This window comes from Isoptericola sp. S6320L (assembly GCF_023015685.1).
GTDB classification, from domain to species: Bacteria; Actinomycetota; Actinomycetes; order Actinomycetales; family Cellulomonadaceae; genus Isoptericola; species Isoptericola halotolerans_A.
Genome location: NZ_JALKAT010000005.1, coordinates 149,586 through 164,795 on the forward strand (window position 1 = coordinate 149,586; position 15,210 = coordinate 164,795).

The window sequence follows — 15,210 nt, forward strand, 5'->3', positions numbered from 1 at the left end:
TCCTCCGTCGGTCGGTTCGTGCTGGTCGGTGGTGGTCAGACGGCGTCGAGCCGGGCGCGCAGCGCGGGATCGAGGTCGAGGTCGGCGGCACCGAGCAGCTCGTCGAGCTGGTCGACGCTGCTCGCCCCGACGACGGGGATCACCGGGACCTCGCCGCCGAGCAGCCACGCGAGCACCACCTGGTTCGGGGTGGCGCCGATCTCTGCCGCCACCTCGCGCAGCACCCGCAGCCGCTCGTGGGTGGTGGGGTGGTCGAACCCGTCCCACAACGGCTTGTCGGCACGGGTGAGGGCGCCCTGCATGAGGGGCGAGTACGCGGTCACGGCGAGCGGGCTGCCCGCCTCGGACGACGCGCGGGCGTAGTCGAGCAGCTCGGACGACGCCCAGTTGTGCCGGCCGACGTCCGGCCGCGGGTAGGGGTAGGTGCGCTGCTGCTGCACGAGCCCGTAGGGGGCGACGCCCTGACGGCGGGCCTCCTCGCGGGCCTCGACCACGCGGTGCAGCGCGGCGTTGGAGATGCCGGTGATCCCGACGATTCCCTCGGCCTGGAGCTTGCCGAACGCGCCGACGGTCTCGGCGAGCGGGGTGTCGACGTCGTCCACGTGGCCGTAGAGGGCGTCGAGGTGGTCGACGCCGAGGTGGCGCAGGCTCTCCCGCGCCTCCCGAGCGATCGTGTCGGCGCCGAGGCCCTGGTAGTTCGACGGCGGCACGTGCGTCTGCGGCAGGTCCGGGTCCTTCTTGGCCGCGCCCACCTTGGTGGCGAGGCGCACCTCGTCGCGAAGGCCCCGGTCCGCGAGCCAGCGGCCGAGGACGTCCTCGCTGTCCCGGCCGTGCCCGCCGTCCCAGCCGTTGTAGTTGTTCGCGGTGTCGAGGAACGTGCCGCCGGCCTCGACGAAGCGGTCGAGGATGCTGCGCGCGGTCTCCTCGTCGGTGTGGGTGCCGAACCACATGGTGCCCAGGCCCAGGGTGCTCACCTCGAAGGAGGTGGAGCCGTTGCGGATGGTGCGGTAGCGCATGGTTCCTCCGTGTCGTGGGGTACGTCCTCGACGCTACGGAGGGATCGGTCCGGGTGTACCGTCCACTGACATGGCTATCGACCAGACCAATCTGGCGTGGGAGACGCTGCTCGACCTGGGCTCCGCGCCCGGCCCGCGAGTGGCGCGGCTCGAGCAGGCGCTGCGTGACGCCGTCGGCTCCGGGCGGTTGCCGGCCGGTGCCGCGCTGCCCGCCAGCCGCCGGCTCGCCGAGTCGCTCGGCGTCTCACGCTGGGTCGTCACCGAGGCCTACGGCCAGCTCGTCGCCGAGGGCGTGCTCGAGGCGCGGGTCGGTGCCGGCACGCGGGTGGCCGCCGGGCCGGGACCCGGTGCCGGGCCGGCCCGCGACCCGGCTCCGGCGACGGCCTCGCCGCCGCACCTGCCGACCCTTCCCCCGCGGCCCGTCTTCGACCTGCGCCCCGGGGTCGCCGACCTGCGCCACGTGCCGCGCGCCGCCTGGCTCCGGGCGGCGCGCGAGGCGCTGACCACGGCCTCGAGCACGGACCTCTCGGCGGCGCCCGGACCGGGCCACCCCGCCGCGCGCACGGCGGTGGCCGCCCATCTGCGCCGCGCGCGGATGATCGAGGCGCCGGACACCGCCGTCGTGGTCACGCGGGGAGCCACCGACGCGATGGCGCGCGTCGCGGCCGCCCTGCGGGCCGCCGGGCACACGCACCTGCTCGTGGAGGACCCGTCGTGGCCCGTCCTGCGCGACGTCGCCCGACAGGCCGGGCTGGGGCCCGTGCCGGTGCCGGTGGACGCCCGCGGGATCGACGTCGACCGCCTCGCCGAGGCCGGCGCCCGGACCGGAGCACGAGCGGTGCTGCTCACCCCCGCCCACCAGTTCCCCACGGGGGTGGCGCTCGCCGGCGAGCGCCGCGAGGCGGTGCTGGCCTGGGCCCGCGCCGTCGACGGCCTCGTCGTCGAGGACGACTACGACGCCGAGTTCCGCTACGACCGGCGGCCGGTGGCAGCCCTGCAGCGGCTCGACCCGGAGCGGGTCGTGCTGCTCGGGTCCGTGAGCAAGACGATGTCACCGGCGTTCGGGATCGGATGGATGGTGGTGCCGACCGCGTGGCGCGCCGCGGTGGGCGACGTCGCACGCTCGGGGGCGCCGTCGGTGGTGGACCAGCTCACCTTCACACGATTTCTCACGGACGGCGCCTACGACCGGCATCTGCGGGCCGCGCGGACGCGGTTCCGGCGGCGGCACGACGCGCTGGCCGGCGCCGTCGGCCACCGGATGCCCGGCGCACGGCTGCACGGCATGGCCGCCGGGCTGCACGCGCTGCTGGAGCTGCCGCCGTCGGCACCCGACGCCGCCGACGTCGTGCGGGCCGCCGCCGCGCGCGATGTCGGGGTGGTGGACCTGCGGCGCTACCAGGCGCGGCCGGCGGCCCGATCACGGACGCTGGTGCTCGGCTACGGCAACCTCGTCGACGCCCGGCTCGACGAGGCCGTGGCCCGGCTCGCGGCGTGCGTCTGAGGGATCACCAGCGCCCGCGGTGCGCGACGTCGGCCATCGGCTTGCGCTGCCGGCGCGCGGGTGAGCCCTTCGCTCCCCCGGCCTCGGGGTGCCCGACGGCGACCACGCCCGTAGGTGCCCACTCGTCCGGCACGCCGAACGCCTCCCGGAAGGCCGCCCGGCGTCCGGCATCGATCCCGAAGAAGCACGCACCGAGGCCCTCGTCGACGGCGGTCTGGAGCATGAGCAACGAGGCCATGCCCGCGTCCACGTGCCAGTACGGCACCGGCCAGCGGGCCTCGTCCCGGTCCGTCCAGCCCTTGTCCGGCTCGGCGTACCGGCCGACGTAGGCGTCGCGCGAGCACAGCACCACGACCAGCACCGGGGCCGTGCGCATCCCGGCCAGCCAGGCGGACATGTCGCGCACCGAGTCCACGGGCGTGGTGGCCGCCCAGAACCGCTCGCGCTCCTCGTCGGAGGTCAGCACCAGGAACGACCAGCCCTGCGTGAACCCGGCGCTCGGGGCGCGCACGGCGTGGTCGAGCAGCCGGTCCACCACTTCCGGGGCGATCGGCTCGTCGCGGAAGCGGCGGACCATGCGCCGCCGTCGGACCACGTCACGGAACTCCATGCGGCCATCGTGGCATCCCGTGGCCTCCGCGGCGTCAGAGCCGCTCGGCGAGAACCTCCACCAGCGCCTTGCCCTCGACGCCCTCGAGCTGCACCGCCTGCGTGCGGCACGAGAACCCGTCGGCGATGAACTCCTCGCCCTCGCCCTGCGCCCGCAGGGCGGGGAGCAGGGCGTTCTCCGCCACGGCGACCGACACGTCGTAGTGCCCCTTCTGCATGCCGAAGTTGCCGGCCAGCCCGCAGCACCCGGCGAGCTCGGTGACGGTCGCCCCGGCGTCGGCCAGCAGCGACCGGTCGGCGCTGAAGCCCATCACCGAGTGCTGGTGGCAGTGCGGCTGCACGACGGCGGTCACGTCGCTGAGGTCCGGCAGCTCCCAGCCCGAGTCCGCGGCGGGTGCCGTGGCCGGGTCGGTCAGCAGCTCGGCGAGCGTCTTCGTCGCGGCGGCGACGGCGACGGCTCGCGGGTCGTCGGGGAACAGGTCCAGCAGGTCCGAGCGGAGCACCGCCGTGCACGACGGCTCGAGCCCCAGGATCGGCATCCCGTTGACCGCGTACGGACCGAGCACCGTCAGCAGGTCGCTCAGCCGGCGCCGCGCACCGTCGAGCTGGCCCGTGGAGATCCACGTCAGCCCGCAGCAGGCCTGCTTGTCGGGGACGACGACCTCGTACCCGGCCGCCTCGAGCACCTTCACGGCGGCCTGGGGCACGGACGGCGAGAGCGAGTCGCTGAACGAGTCGGTCCACAGCACGACCTTCGGCCGCGTCTCCGGCGCCGGCTTGCCCGGCAGGTCGCGGTGCGCCAGGCCGGGCACGCCGTGCGTGGCGTACCCGCGGCGCCACCACGTACGGAACGGCAGCTCGGCGAAGCGCGGGACCTCGCGGCGCGTGTCCATGCCACCGCCCCACAGCACGGCCTTGCGGACCCAGCCCACGGACAGCACCTTGTTGATCGCCCGCGGCGCGAGCCCCGCCCACCTGGCCCAGCGCGGCAGCCAGCCGAGCGCGTAGTGGTCCATCGGGCGGAGCTTCCCGCGATACGTCCGGTGGAGCACCTCGGACTTGTACTGCGCCATGTCGACCCCGGCCGGGCAGTCCGACGAGCACGCCTTGCAGCTCAGGCACAGGTCCAGGGACTCGTGCACCTCCGGCGCGGTGAGGCCGCCGACGAGCGACCCGTTGACTGCCTCCTGCAGCACGCGGGCGCGGCCGCGGGTGACGTCCTTCTCGTCCTTGGTCGCCAGGTAGGACGGGCACATGAACCCGCCGGCCGCGCTGGTGTCCGCCCGGCACTTGCCGACGCCGACGCACCGGTGCACCGCCGTCGTCAGGTCGTGGTGGTCGTGGGGGAACGCAAAACCCGCGTACCCGGTCTTCTTCGCCGGGCCGCGCAGGGTCCCGGAGCCCAGCAGACCCCGGTCGCCGATCGGTGCCGTGGACGGCACCTTCCGGGCCGCGGGGCGGCGCAGGTCCGCGTCGACGGCGGCGGGCCGCACGACCACGCCGGGGTTGAGCACGTCGTCCGGGTCGAACAGCGCCTTGACCTGCTCCAGCAGCGCGATCGCCTCGGGCGAGTACATCAGGGGCAGCAGCTCGGAGCGGGCGCGGCCGTCGCCGTGCTCACCCGACAGCGACCCGCCGTACTTCGCCACGAGCTCGGCGGCCTCGATGAGGAACGTGCGCAGCACCGAGCCCGACGTCTCCAGCGGGATGTCGATGCGCAGGTGCATGCAGCCGTCGCCGAAGTGCCCGTACGGCAGGCCGTCGACGCCGTAGCGCGCCATGAGCGCGTCCAGGTCGCGCAGGTAGTCGCCGAGCTTCTCCGGCGGCACCGCGGAGTCCTCCCAGCCGGGCCAGGCCTGCTCCCCGGCGGGCGTGCGCCCGGCCAGCCCGGCGCCGTCGGCCCGGATCTGCCACATCTTCGTCGCGTCGGGGCCGGCCGGGTAGATCGCGGCGTCGACCGCCGCGGAGGCCCCCACGATCATCTCCGCGATCTCGCGGGCCTCGCCGGGCGACGTGCCGCCGACCTCGATCATCAGCCAGCCCGCGCCGTCGGGCAGGTCCGGGACGGAGTCCGCACCGTTCGCACGCCGGACGACGTCCACCAGGCGGGCGTCGAGACCCTCGATCGCGAGCGGGTCGTGCCGCAGGAGCACCGGGACGTCGTCGGCCGCAGAGGGCATGTCCGGGTAGCCGAGCACCACCAGCGTGGGGGCGCTCGGCACCGGGACCAGCTCGAGCGTGGCGCCGAGCACGGTGACGAGCGTGCCCTCCGTGCCGACCAGCATCTTGGCCAGGTCCGAGCCGTTCTCCGGCAGCAGGTGCTCCAGCGAGTAGCCGGACACCTGCCGGCCGAACCGACCGAACTCGGTGCGGATGAGCGCCAGGTTCTCGCGGACGAGCTCCGCCAGGCCGGGGACCGCGGCGAACGTCGGGTCGCCCCGGCCCGCGGTGAACCGGCGGCCACGCCCGTCCACCACGTCGAGGGAGACCACGTTGTCGGCCGTGCGGCCGTAGGCGACGGCGTGCGGCCCGCAGGCGTTGTTGCCGATCATCCCGCCGAGCGTGGCGCGGTTCTGCGTGGACGGGTCCGGCCCGAACCGCAGCCCGTGCGGCGCCGCGGCGCGCTGGAGCGAGGACATCACCACACCCGGCTCGACGACGGCGGTCCGGGCCTCCGGGTCGACGGTGCCGATGGCGTGCAGGTGCTGGGAGAGGTCGAGGACCACGCCCGGGCCCACCGAGTTGCCGGCCACCGAGGTGCCGGCACCGCGCGCGGTGACCGGGACGCCGAGCTCACGGAGCACCTCCAGCGCCGCGACGACGTCGTCCGTCGACGTCGGGAAGGCCACCACGTCGGGGACTACCCGGTAGTTCGAGGCGTCCGTGGAGTACTCGGCACGACGGCGCGTCATGGTGTCGACGACGCCGGCCATCACCGTGCGCAGGGCCGTGGCGACCGCCTCGCGCGCCTCGGCCGCCGCGAGCTGCGCCTCGCGCTCGGCCTCCCGCTGGGCCGCGAGCGCGGCCACCTGCGCGTCCTCCGCGGACGGCGCGGCGTCCGGGGACGGGTCGTGGCCGGAAGGTGTGGTCGTCGACTGGGCAGACACGTGGCGATTGTGCCACCGCCGCGCCAGGATCGACCCGACCGTCCGCCACGCGGGGCAGGCCGCCGTGCCCGGTGCGCCCGTCGCGCGCGGCCGGACCAGCACCGATAGCGTCAGGGGATGCGAGTCGTCGTCATCGGAGCCACCGGGAACGTCGGGACATCGATCCTGCGCGCCCTCGTCGCCGAACCGGTCGTCACGTCCGTCGTGGGGGTCGCCCGCCGGGTCCCCCGCACGGACGGCACCAGCACCGTCGGCCCGCCGCACGACGCCGTGGAGTGGGCACGCGCCGACCTCGCGGACGACGCCACCGTCGCCGAGCGCCTCGACGCGGCGCTCGCCGGTGCCGACGTCGTCATCCACCTGGTCTGGACGATCCAGCCGGCGCGCAAGCCCGACGTGCTCCACCACGTCAACGTGGACGGGACCCGCGCCGTCGTCGACGCCGTGGTGCGCAACCGCGTGCAGCACCTGCTCTTCATGTCGGCGTCCGGGGTCTACTCCCCCGGACCGGCCGACGGCCACGCGATCGACGAGAGCTGGCCCACCCGCGGCGTCCCCGGCTCGTCCTACGCGCTCGACAAGGCCGAGGTCGAGTCCATGCTGGACGAGGTGGAGGCCGCCGAACCGTGGCTCACCGTGACACGGATGCGCGCGGCGATCATGCTGCAGCGCGAGGCCGGTGCCGAGATCGGGCGCTACTTCCTCGGGCCGGTCGGCCGCCTCGGCCTGAAGATCGCGGCAGGGCCGCTGGGCAAGGCGGTCGGAGGGCTGATCCGCGGCTGGCAGGCGGACCGGCCGCCGGAGCCCGCCGACCCGCCGCTGTTCCCGCTCGTGCCGTTCCCCCGCGGGCTCCGGCTGCAGGTGCTGCACCCGGACGACACCGCGAGCGCCGTCCGGGCCGCCGTCGTCGGCCGCCACCCCGGTGCCTTCAACCTGGCACCCGACGGTGCGCTGACCGGCCAGGACCTGGCCGACCTGCTCGCCGACGGCCACCTCGTCCAGCTACCGGTCGGGCTGATGCGGCGCGGCCTGGACCTGGCGTCCCGCGCGCGCCTCGTACCGATCGACGCGGGCTGGCTCGACATGGCGGCGGCCAACATCGTCATGGACGCCGCACGCGCCCGCGACGTCCTGCACTGGCAGCCGACGCGCACCCAGGGCGAGGTGCTGCTCGAGGTGATCGGCGGGGTGCTCGACGGTGCTCACGCCGACACCCCGCCGCTCACCAAGTAGCGAGGAGAGGGAGCTCGCTCCGGCTCAGCCCTCGTACCCACGGTCGGGCTGGGCCTGCACTCGCGAGCTCGCTCCGGCTCAGCCCTCGGACCCACGGTCGGGCTGGGCCTGCACTCGCACGCTCGCTCCGGCTCAGCCCTCGTACGAGACGTCGAGCGTGATGTCGCCGACGCCCGCCAGCGCCTTGGAGATCGGGCACCCGAGCTTGGCGTCCTCGGCGGCCTTGCGGAAGCCGGCCTCGTCGGTGCCCGTGGCGTAGCCACGCACGGACAGCGCGATCGTGGAGATCTGGAAGCCGCCCGCCGGGTCCGGCGACAGCGTGACGTCGGCCGTGACCTCCACCTGCTCGGGCGTCGCACCGACGTTGCCGAGCTCGCCGGAGAACGCCATGGCGAAGCAGGAGGAGTGGGCCGCCGCGACCAGCTCCTCCGGGCTGGTGGTGCCGTCCGCGTCGTCGGCGGCACGCTTCGGGAACGAGACGGGGAACGTCCCGGTGCCGGAGCTCGAGAGCTCCAGCTGGCCCGACCCTTCCTGCAGGGTGCCGTTCCAGGCGGTGCGTGCGGTACGAGTGGGCATGCCGATCTCCTTCAGAAGGACTTCAGGGACGCTCCGACCGTACCCCGGGACGCCCTCAGGAGGAGGTCGTGTCGAGCGCCTCCTCGGCCACCGCGAGCACCGACCAGGTGTTCCCCGCGGCATCGCTCAGCTCGTAGGCCGGCAGCAGCAGGACGGCCCCGCCCGCGTCGTGGTGCTGGGTGAGCCCCAGGCGGGCCTCGGTGATGGTCACCTCGGACACCGGCCACGGCAGGTCGCCGCCCGACGACGGCGGCGCGGGCGGCGGCGTCGGTTCGCCACCGTCCTCCTCGACGGACTCCTCGAGCATCCGCTCCGTCTCCTGCGCGTACGCCACGGGCCAGGAGGACCCGCCGAACCGCGGGTCCCCCAGCCGCTCGACGGCCTCCGCCGGGCTCACCACCGGGTAGTCGCCCAGCGGTGCCGTCGCGGCGAGGAAACCGTCGAGCCACGCGATGCCGTCGTCGCTCACGGTCGCGCTCCAGGTCGCCCCGGTCGCCTGCCCGTCCACCACCTGCGTGGCCGAGACCCACCGCGCACCCTCGCTGCCGCCGTCGTCCGGCACGTCGAACGCGAAACCGGACGGGTCCACGCCGACCTGCTCCATGAGGTCCCGCACCTGGTCGGTCGCCTCCTGCCGCGAGACCTCGGGTCGGTCCGGCTCCGCGCAGGGGGCGGGCTCGATGACGTCGGCCCCGCCCTCGGCGTCCTCGCGCTCCTGCGTCTCGACCGGCTCCTCGGCGCAGCGCCACGGGTCGGCCGCCGGGTCGTTGTAGCTGAAGTAGGCGGTGCCGTCCGCCGAGAGCCAGATGCTCGGCCCGTCACCGTCGCGCGGACCCACCTGCCACGACCCCCACTCCCAGCGGGGCTCGCCCGCGACGCCGAGCGCCTCGGCGAGGCGGGCGGCGCCGGCCTCGGTGGCCACCTCCCGGGCGTCGTAGGCGTAGGCCGCCGCGGTGCCGGGCTCGTCCGAGAGCCCGCTCCCGCTGAACACCGCCCGGCCGTCGTGCCAGCCGGGCAGGGAGATGTCGGCGGAGGACGACGCACCGGCCGAGTCCTCGGTCGCCGCCTGGCCTTCCATCGCCTCGCTCGCCGCGCTGTCCCCGCCGGACTCCGCCCCGTCACGGGCCCCGCCGAGGGTGATCGGCGGCAGCACCTCGCTCGCCGCCTCGTCGCTCGCCGTGGGTGCCCCGCCCTCGGCACCGGCCGCACCGAGCAGGTACCCGCCGCCGCCCAGCGCCACGGCACCGGCCACGCCCGCGGCCACCAGCCACGGTGCCCGGCGCCGCTCCCGCCGCCCGGCGAGCTCGTCGGTGCCCGACGACGGCACCTGCGCGGGCGTGCCGGCCAGCGCGTCGACCTTGGCCCGGAGCACACCCGGCCGCGGCTCCGCGTCGGCCGCCGGGTCCGCGGCGGCGAGCCGCTCGAAGGACTCGTCCTCGGTGTTCATCACGACCTCCTCGGGGCGTGCGCGCTTCGACACCCTGCCTGTGTCGTCACGGGCGGCTTCCTTGCGTCCCGTCGGACGTGGCCCCGGGCGGTGCGTCGCCCTCGGAGGCGTCCTCGTCGCCCTGCGCCCACACGTCGCGCAGCCGGGCACGGGCGCGGGAGAGGGCGGCGTCGGCGCCGCCACGGCCGACGCCCAGGACCTCCGCGAGGTCGTCGCCCCCGAGCCCGTCCCACGCGACGAGGAGCAGGATGCGCCGGTCCCGCGGCGACAGCCCGGCCAGCGCCCGGCGCACGCGGTCGTCGGTCACGGCGAGCACCGCCGGGTCGACGTCGTCGGGCTCGTCCGGCACGGCGGCCACCGGCAGGGCGCGGTGCTTGCGCCGGTGGTTGGCGAGCACGTAACCGGCGGTCCGGTAGAGCCAGGGCAGCTCCGCCCCGCGCGGCACGTCGGTGCGGCGTCGCCAGGCGGTGGCGAGCACGTCGGCGGCGAGGTCCTCGGCCTCGTCCCGCGACCCGTCGCCGGCCGGGAGCCGGCGCAGGAAGTAGCGGTGCACGGCACCCGCGTGCGCGGCGAACAGCGCGTCGAACCAGGCGTCGTCGTGCTCGGTCGCCACGTCGGGGGTCACGGTGCCTCCTGCGGTCGGTGGTCGCGGCGCTGCGACGGTCCGCGTGCCGGTTGCCTGCTCTGTGTCACGAGGACCCCCAGCCTTGCAGCACGTCGAGGCGGGTTTCACCCTTCGACACGCTGACCTCGCGGTCGGCCGGCCACGTACGCTGCCGGTATGACCGTCGAGACGGGCGGTGCAGCGGACCTGCGAAGGGTGCGGCCGCGGCGCCGTGCCCTGCGCTGGGTGCTGGCGACGATGGTCGTGCTCGTCATCGCCGTCCTGGTCGCCGCGGTGCTGATGATCCGCGACGCCCTGACGGCCCGCGACGCGCTCCAGGACGCCGCCGCGCAGGTCCCCGCCGTCGAGGAGACGCTGCGCACGGGGCTGTTCGAGGAGTCGGGCCGGTCGATGACGGACGCCCCCGAGCTGATCGCGCTGCAGGAGCAGACCGCGATCGCGCGGGACGCCACCGACGGCGTGCTGTGGGACCTCGCCTCCTACCTGCCGGTGATCGGCCCCTCGGTGGACGCCGTCCAGCGCGTCGCCGCGGCCCTCGACGACCTCGCCGCGGACGTGCTGCCGGCGCTCGCCGCGACGGCCGACGCGGCGGCGGCGACCAGCCGCACCGACGACGGCGGGATCGACCTGGCCCCGCTCGCCGCGGTGGCCGGGCAGGCGTCCGCCGCACGCGTGACCCTCGACGAGGCGCGGGCCGAGCTGGACCAGGTCGATCCCACCCGGATCCGCACCGAGCTCGTGGAACCGCTGGTCGCGCTCGACGCGCGGCTCGATCAGCTCGCGGGCATCACGGCGACCGCCGAGCGTGTCACGACTCTCCTGCCACCGATGCTCGGCGCGGACGAACCCCGCCAGTACCTGCTGCTCGGCATGAACAACGGCGAGCTGCGGGCCGCCGGCGGCATCCCCGGCGCCCTCACCCTGATGGCCGTCGAGGACGGCCGGGTGACGATAGAGAAGCAGGCGGCCAGCGGCGACGTCGGGCCGTTCGAGGAGAGCGTCGTCCCCCTCGACCCGGAGGAGGAGGCGGCCTACTCGGAGCGGATCGGACGGTTCGTGCAGGACGTGACGGCCACCCCGGAGTTCACGACGACCGGCGCCGCCGCCGCCGAGATGTGGGCGCGCTCGCAGGGCGAGACGGTGGACGGCGTCGTCGCCACCGACCCGGTCGCCCTGTCGTTCCTGCTCGAGGTGACCGGGCCGGTCCAGGTCCCGCTCCCCGAGGAGGTCGCCGCCGCCGTCGGCAGCGACAGCGTCGAGGTCGGCGCGGAGAACGTCGTCGACCTGCTGCTGCGCCGGGTCTACGACACGTTGCAGCCGGAGGAGGCCGACCAGCTCTTCGCGGCCGTCGCCGCGGCCACGTTCGCCGGCATCACGTCGAGCGACATGGAGGTCAGCGCCGTCCTGCCGGCGTTCCAGCGAGCGGCGGCGCAGCACCGGCTCCTGACCTGGTCGGCGGATCCGGACGAGCAGGACCTGCTCACGGGGACGCTGATCGCCGGGACGTTCGGTGCCGAGCGGACCGCGGACGCCGTCGGCGTGTTCCTCGAGGACACGAGGGTCGGCAAGATGTCCGCCTACCTGGACGTCGAGCTGGACCTGGCGAGGTCGGTGTGCACCGGCGACGGCCGCCTCGACACCGTGGCGGTGACGCTCACCAACCGGCTCGACCGCGAGACGGCCCGCGACCTGCCCTTCTACGTCGCCGGCCCCGAGGACGACCCGCGCCGGGGGGACGTCGTCGTCAACCTCACGGCTGCGGGGCCGCAGGGCGGCGGGGCACCGGCCCTGACCCAGGACGGCGCCCCGGTCGGTGGGTCGAGCCTGGCCGTGCACGGCCGGCAGAACACCACCATCGGCGTGACGCTGCGCCCGGGGCGCACGACGACGATCGAGGTCGCCGTGCCCGCCTCGGCCGCGGCGGCGCGCGGCGAGGGCACCGGCGTCCCCGGCCGCCTCGAGGTGTGGTCCACCCCGACGGCGAGCACGTCCGGGCTCCGCGAGCTCGAGGTCCCGTTCTGCGGGTGAAAACGGCCGTCCGGCCGCTTTCACCCGTACCAGACATACCCGCGCCGCCGCGCCGTGGCTAGCGTGAAAGGCGCGCAGGGACTCCGGCGCACGGCGCACCAGGGCACGGCACACCAAAGGGGACGGACCGATGACTTCGGCACCACGCGCGCGGCGACGCGCACTCATGGCGCTCGGCCTCAGTGCCGTCGTCGTGCTCGGCGGCGGGACGCTCGCGGTGGCCGACACCGACGACGGGCCGAGCCCGTCCCCGAGCGTGACCGGCTACGCGGAGGAGCCCGAGGAGAACCTCGAGCTCGAGATCCTGGAGCCGATCTGCGACGGCGACGTGCCGTACCTGCAGTACGACGCCGTCACCGAGGGCGTCGAGCCACCGCCCGACGCCGTGACGATCACGTTCGTGAACCCCTCCGGCGACGACTACGTCGTCGCCGACCAGCCGCTGTCCGGGCGGGTCCTCTGGCCGGGCGCTGAGGTCGACGGTGCCGGCAACCCCACGGACTGGCCGGGCTGGAGCCTCGTCGACGGCGAGTGGGTCGTGGGCGACGAGTGGGACTGGGTCCGCCCGTCGGTCGAGGTCCTCTTCGAGGTCAACCCGTCGGCGACGCGGACGGTCGGCTACCCGCCGTCCTCCCCGGACTGCGCCACGAACCCGCCCGAGGTCGACGAGCCGACGATCGAGGTCGACACCCTCACCCCCCTGTGCTCGGAGGGCGTGACCTACCTCGACTACGGGGTGACCGTGACGGGCACGCCGGAGACGACGGTGACCCTGACCTGGCAGAACCCGGACGGCGAGGACTTCGTCCAGACCGACCAGCCGCTCCAGGGCCGCGTGCTCTGGCCCGGCGCCTACCCCGAGCGGTTCGTCGAGCTGTCCGCCGAGGACGGCTGGGAGCTCGTCAACAACATGTGGCAGAACACCCGGGACTTCGGCTGGGCGGTCGGCACCGTCGACGTCACGTTCGCCGTCAACCCCGAGGTGACCGTCCCGGTGACCTTCCCGCAGGACACCGACGGCTGCATCGACGAGGAGGTGCCACCCCCGGGCACCACGGTGGCCGGCCCTCCGGACCCGGGTGCGTCGACGCCGTTCCTGCCGCAGACGGGTGGCGAGGTCCTCGGCCTGCTGGCCGTCGCAGCCGGCCTCCTCGCCGCGGGCGCCGTGATCGTCGTGGTCGTCCGCCGCCGCCGCGGGGCCGTCGGCAGCGAGTAGACCGGCGGACGAGCGCAGCACGACGCCCCCTCCCGACGGGCCGCGGGAGGGGGCGTCGTGCGTGTGCGGCGCGGGAACCAGCCCGCGCTGCGCTCTCAGCAGGTACCGAGGTCCTCCCAGACGCCCCACTCGCCGGTGGTGCCGGGGGCCTCGCCCGTCGTCCACCACTTGGCCCGCCAGCTGTGCCCGTCCCACGAGACGACGTCGCCCGCGGTGTACACCGCACCGCTGCTCCACCCGTCACCACAGGTCGGGTCCGGGTCGGGCGTGGGGTCCGGGTCCGGCGTCGGGTCCGGGTCCGGCGTCGGGTCCGGGTCCGGCGTCGGGTCCGGGTCAGGCGTGGGGTCCGGGTCCGGCGTGCCGGGGTCGACCGGTCCGGCCGGGCCGCTGAAGAGCCCCGCGGCGACGGCGTCGAGCAGCTCGGCGTCGTCGTCACCGGAGAGGTCCCACCACATCGCGCCGCCGAGACCCTCGTCCCGGACGTACGCGGACTTCTGCGCCACGGTGGCCGGCGTGTCCAGGGACCACCACTGGTTGCCGTCGTAGCGCCAGGCCGCGCCGAGCGTGGCGTCGTAGTACTCCGTGCCGACGTTCCGCAGCACGTCGTAGTCCTCGATGCCGGCCTCCCACGTGCCCGGAGCCGCACCGGTCGCCGGTCCCCAGGCGTCCGAGGAGGTCGCACCCTGCCAGCCACGGCCGTACATGGCCATGCCGAGGCCGAGCTGGGCCGGGTCCACGCCGGCCGAGACGTACTCCTGGACGGCGGTGTCCACGGAGAACTGCCGGCTCGGCTCACGGGTGTCCGCCGGGTCGTCGTACAGGTTGATCTGGTGGCCGGTCAGGTCCGGGTCCCAGGCGCCGTGCAGGTCGTACCCCTGGACGTTGCCGTAGTCGAGCGACTCGAAGATCCGCGGGTCGTTCCAGCCGCCGGCGGCGATGTCCTCCGGGTTGGCCGGGAGGAACGCGCTGAGCAGGTATTCCTCCCCGGTCTGCGCCCCGTAGGCGTCGAGCTGCTCCCGGAACTCGGCGAGCAGGAGCCGGAAGTTCTCGGCGTCGTTCTCCTCGTCGACGTGGTTGCCCTCCAGCCCGCTGTTCGTGCCGGGCCACTCCCAGTCGATGTCGATGCCGTCGAACACGCCGGCAGCGGCTCCGGGACCGCCGCGACCGTCGATCACGGGCAGGTCGCCCTTGAGGTAGAGGTCGATGCAGGAGGACACGAAGTTCTCCCGGGACGCGGCCGTGGCCGCGGCGCGCGAGAAGTTCTTCGACCAGGTCCAGCCACCGATCGACAGCATGACCTTGAGGTCGGGGTGCAGCTCCTTGAGCTGCTTGAGCTGGTTGAACGAGCCGGCCAGCGGCTGGTCCCAGGTATCGGCGACCCCGGCGACGGAGTTCGCCGCGGTGTAGCCCATCCCGAAGTCGGCCCAGGCGTCGCCCGCACCGTCGGAGCCGTTCGGCCCGGTGCCCTGCGCCTTGTTCGCCACGAAGCACTCGAGGCTCTCGTGGTGGATGTTGCCGAAGGAGTAGTTGATGTGGGTGAGCGTCTCGGCGGCGCCGGAGGTCACCAGGTCCTTGACCTGGAAGTCGCGCCCGTAGACGCCCCACTGCGTGAAGTAGCCGACGTTGCGGAACCCGTTGATGGCGCTGTCGCCGGACGATGTCGGCGCGGCGGAGGCGCTGGTCGCGGCGACGGCGCCGAGGGCACCGGCGAGCGCGACGGCCGTCCCGGCGAGGGCTGCCGTGATCCGGCGTGCTCCTCGTGCTGGTCTGGACATGGTCTCTTCCTCTCTGTCGGGCCCGGCCGCTCGGCCGGGCCGGGGTGCCGGTCGGGTCCCCGGTGCGCGGGGAC

The 15,210-nt window shown here is 74.9% G+C and carries 11 protein-coding genes; 4 read left to right on the forward strand and 7 right to left on the reverse strand.

What is annotated here, in order from left to right; all coding sequences use genetic code 11:
• Positions 1 to 35: 35 nt before the first annotated feature.
• The gene (locus tag MWU57_RS05065) at positions 36 to 1,016 is read right to left on the reverse strand and encodes an aldo/keto reductase (protein WP_246907671.1); all 981 of its coding nucleotides are present in this window, start codon (positions 1,014 to 1,016) and stop codon (positions 36 to 38) included.
• A 70-nt stretch (positions 1,017 to 1,086) separates the two neighbouring features.
• On the opposite strand from MWU57_RS05065, the gene MWU57_RS05070 reads away from it, so the two are divergent.
• On the forward strand, positions 1,087 to 2,520 hold the full coding sequence (locus tag MWU57_RS05070; protein ID WP_246907673.1) for a PLP-dependent aminotransferase family protein: 1,434 nt from the start codon (positions 1,087 to 1,089) through the stop codon (positions 2,518 to 2,520).
• Positions 2,521 to 2,524: 4 nt separating this feature from the next.
• On the opposite strand, the gene MWU57_RS05075 is transcribed toward MWU57_RS05070, so the two are convergent.
• The gene (locus MWU57_RS05075; RefSeq protein ID WP_246907674.1) at positions 2,525 to 3,130 is read right to left on the reverse strand and encodes a nitroreductase family protein; all 606 of its coding nucleotides are present in this window, start codon (positions 3,128 to 3,130) and stop codon (positions 2,525 to 2,527) included.
• A 34-nt stretch (positions 3,131 to 3,164) separates the two neighbouring features.
• Positions 3,165 to 6,062: an FAD-binding and (Fe-S)-binding domain-containing protein gene (locus tag MWU57_RS05080; RefSeq protein WP_246907700.1), complete on the reverse strand. Its 2,898-nt coding sequence runs from the start codon at positions 6,060 to 6,062 to the stop codon at positions 3,165 to 3,167.
• Positions 6,063 to 6,353: 291 nt separating this feature from the next.
• Between MWU57_RS05080 and MWU57_RS05085 the strand changes: the two genes are divergently transcribed.
• Complete coding sequence (locus tag MWU57_RS05085; RefSeq protein WP_246907676.1) at positions 6,354 to 7,469, forward strand: NAD-dependent epimerase/dehydratase family protein; 1,116 nt, start codon at positions 6,354 to 6,356, stop codon at positions 7,467 to 7,469.
• A 132-nt stretch (positions 7,470 to 7,601) separates the two neighbouring features.
• Here MWU57_RS05085 and MWU57_RS05090 read toward each other — a convergent pair whose 3' ends face one another.
• The 3 genes from MWU57_RS05090 to MWU57_RS05100 are packed head-to-tail and all read right to left on the reverse strand — an operon-like array spanning position 7,602 to position 10,117.
• Positions 7,602 to 8,045, reverse strand: coding sequence for an OsmC family peroxiredoxin (locus MWU57_RS05090; RefSeq protein WP_246907678.1), 444 nt, complete (start codon positions 8,043 to 8,045; stop codon positions 7,602 to 7,604).
• A 55-nt stretch (positions 8,046 to 8,100) separates the two neighbouring features.
• On the reverse strand, positions 8,101 to 9,492 hold the full coding sequence (locus MWU57_RS05095; RefSeq protein WP_246907680.1) for a hypothetical protein: 1,392 nt from the start codon (positions 9,490 to 9,492) through the stop codon (positions 8,101 to 8,103).
• 46 nt (positions 9,493 to 9,538) lie between these two features.
• Positions 9,539 to 10,117: an RNA polymerase sigma factor gene (locus tag MWU57_RS05100; protein ID WP_246907683.1), complete on the reverse strand. Its 579-nt coding sequence runs from the start codon at positions 10,115 to 10,117 to the stop codon at positions 9,539 to 9,541.
• A gap of 156 nt (positions 10,118 to 10,273) precedes the next feature.
• Here MWU57_RS05100 and MWU57_RS05105 point away from each other — a divergent pair, with 156 nt between their 5' ends.
• Positions 10,274 to 12,145, forward strand: coding sequence for a DUF4012 domain-containing protein (locus MWU57_RS05105; RefSeq protein ID WP_246907685.1), 1,872 nt, complete (start codon positions 10,274 to 10,276; stop codon positions 12,143 to 12,145).
• 130 nt (positions 12,146 to 12,275) lie between these two features.
• Positions 12,276 to 13,361 carry an LPXTG cell wall anchor domain-containing protein gene (locus tag MWU57_RS05110; RefSeq protein ID WP_246907687.1) on the forward strand — a complete coding sequence of 362 codons (1,086 nt, stop codon included), beginning with the start codon at positions 12,276 to 12,278 and terminating at the stop codon, positions 13,359 to 13,361.
• 95 nt (positions 13,362 to 13,456) lie between these two features.
• On the opposite strand, the gene MWU57_RS05120 is transcribed toward MWU57_RS05110, so the two are convergent.
• Complete coding sequence (locus tag MWU57_RS05120) at positions 13,457 to 15,136, reverse strand: glycosyl hydrolase family 18 protein (protein WP_281495270.1); 1,680 nt, start codon at positions 15,134 to 15,136, stop codon at positions 13,457 to 13,459.
• Positions 15,137 to 15,210: the final 74 nt, after the last annotated feature.

Excerpts from the sequence above, each read along its gene's own strand:
- MWU57_RS05065 (WP_246907671.1), bottom strand. The coding sequence starts at position 1,016 with ATGCGCTACCGCACCATCCGCAACGGCTCCACCTCCTTCGAGGTGAGC.
- MWU57_RS05070 (WP_246907673.1), top strand. The coding sequence starts at position 1,087 with ATGGCTATCGACCAGACCAATCTGGCGTGGGAGACGCTGCTCGACCTG.
- MWU57_RS05075 (WP_246907674.1), bottom strand. The coding sequence starts at position 3,130 with ATGGAGTTCCGTGACGTGGTCCGACGGCGGCGCATGGTCCGCCGCTTC.
- MWU57_RS05080 (WP_246907700.1), bottom strand. The coding sequence starts at position 6,062 with ATGGCCGGCGTCGTCGACACCATGACGCGCCGTCGTGCCGAGTACTCC.
- MWU57_RS05085 (WP_246907676.1), top strand. The coding sequence starts at position 6,354 with ATGCGAGTCGTCGTCATCGGAGCCACCGGGAACGTCGGGACATCGATC.
- MWU57_RS05090 (WP_246907678.1), bottom strand. The coding sequence starts at position 8,045 with ATGCCCACTCGTACCGCACGCACCGCCTGGAACGGCACCCTGCAGGAA.
- MWU57_RS05095 (WP_246907680.1), bottom strand. The coding sequence starts at position 9,492 with ATGAACACCGAGGACGAGTCCTTCGAGCGGCTCGCCGCCGCGGACCCG.
- MWU57_RS05105 (WP_246907685.1), top strand. The coding sequence starts at position 10,274 with ATGACCGTCGAGACGGGCGGTGCAGCGGACCTGCGAAGGGTGCGGCCG.
- MWU57_RS05110 (WP_246907687.1), top strand. The coding sequence starts at position 12,276 with ATGACTTCGGCACCACGCGCGCGGCGACGCGCACTCATGGCGCTCGGC.
- MWU57_RS05120 (WP_281495270.1), bottom strand. The coding sequence starts at position 15,136 with ATGTCCAGACCAGCACGAGGAGCACGCCGGATCACGGCAGCCCTCGCC.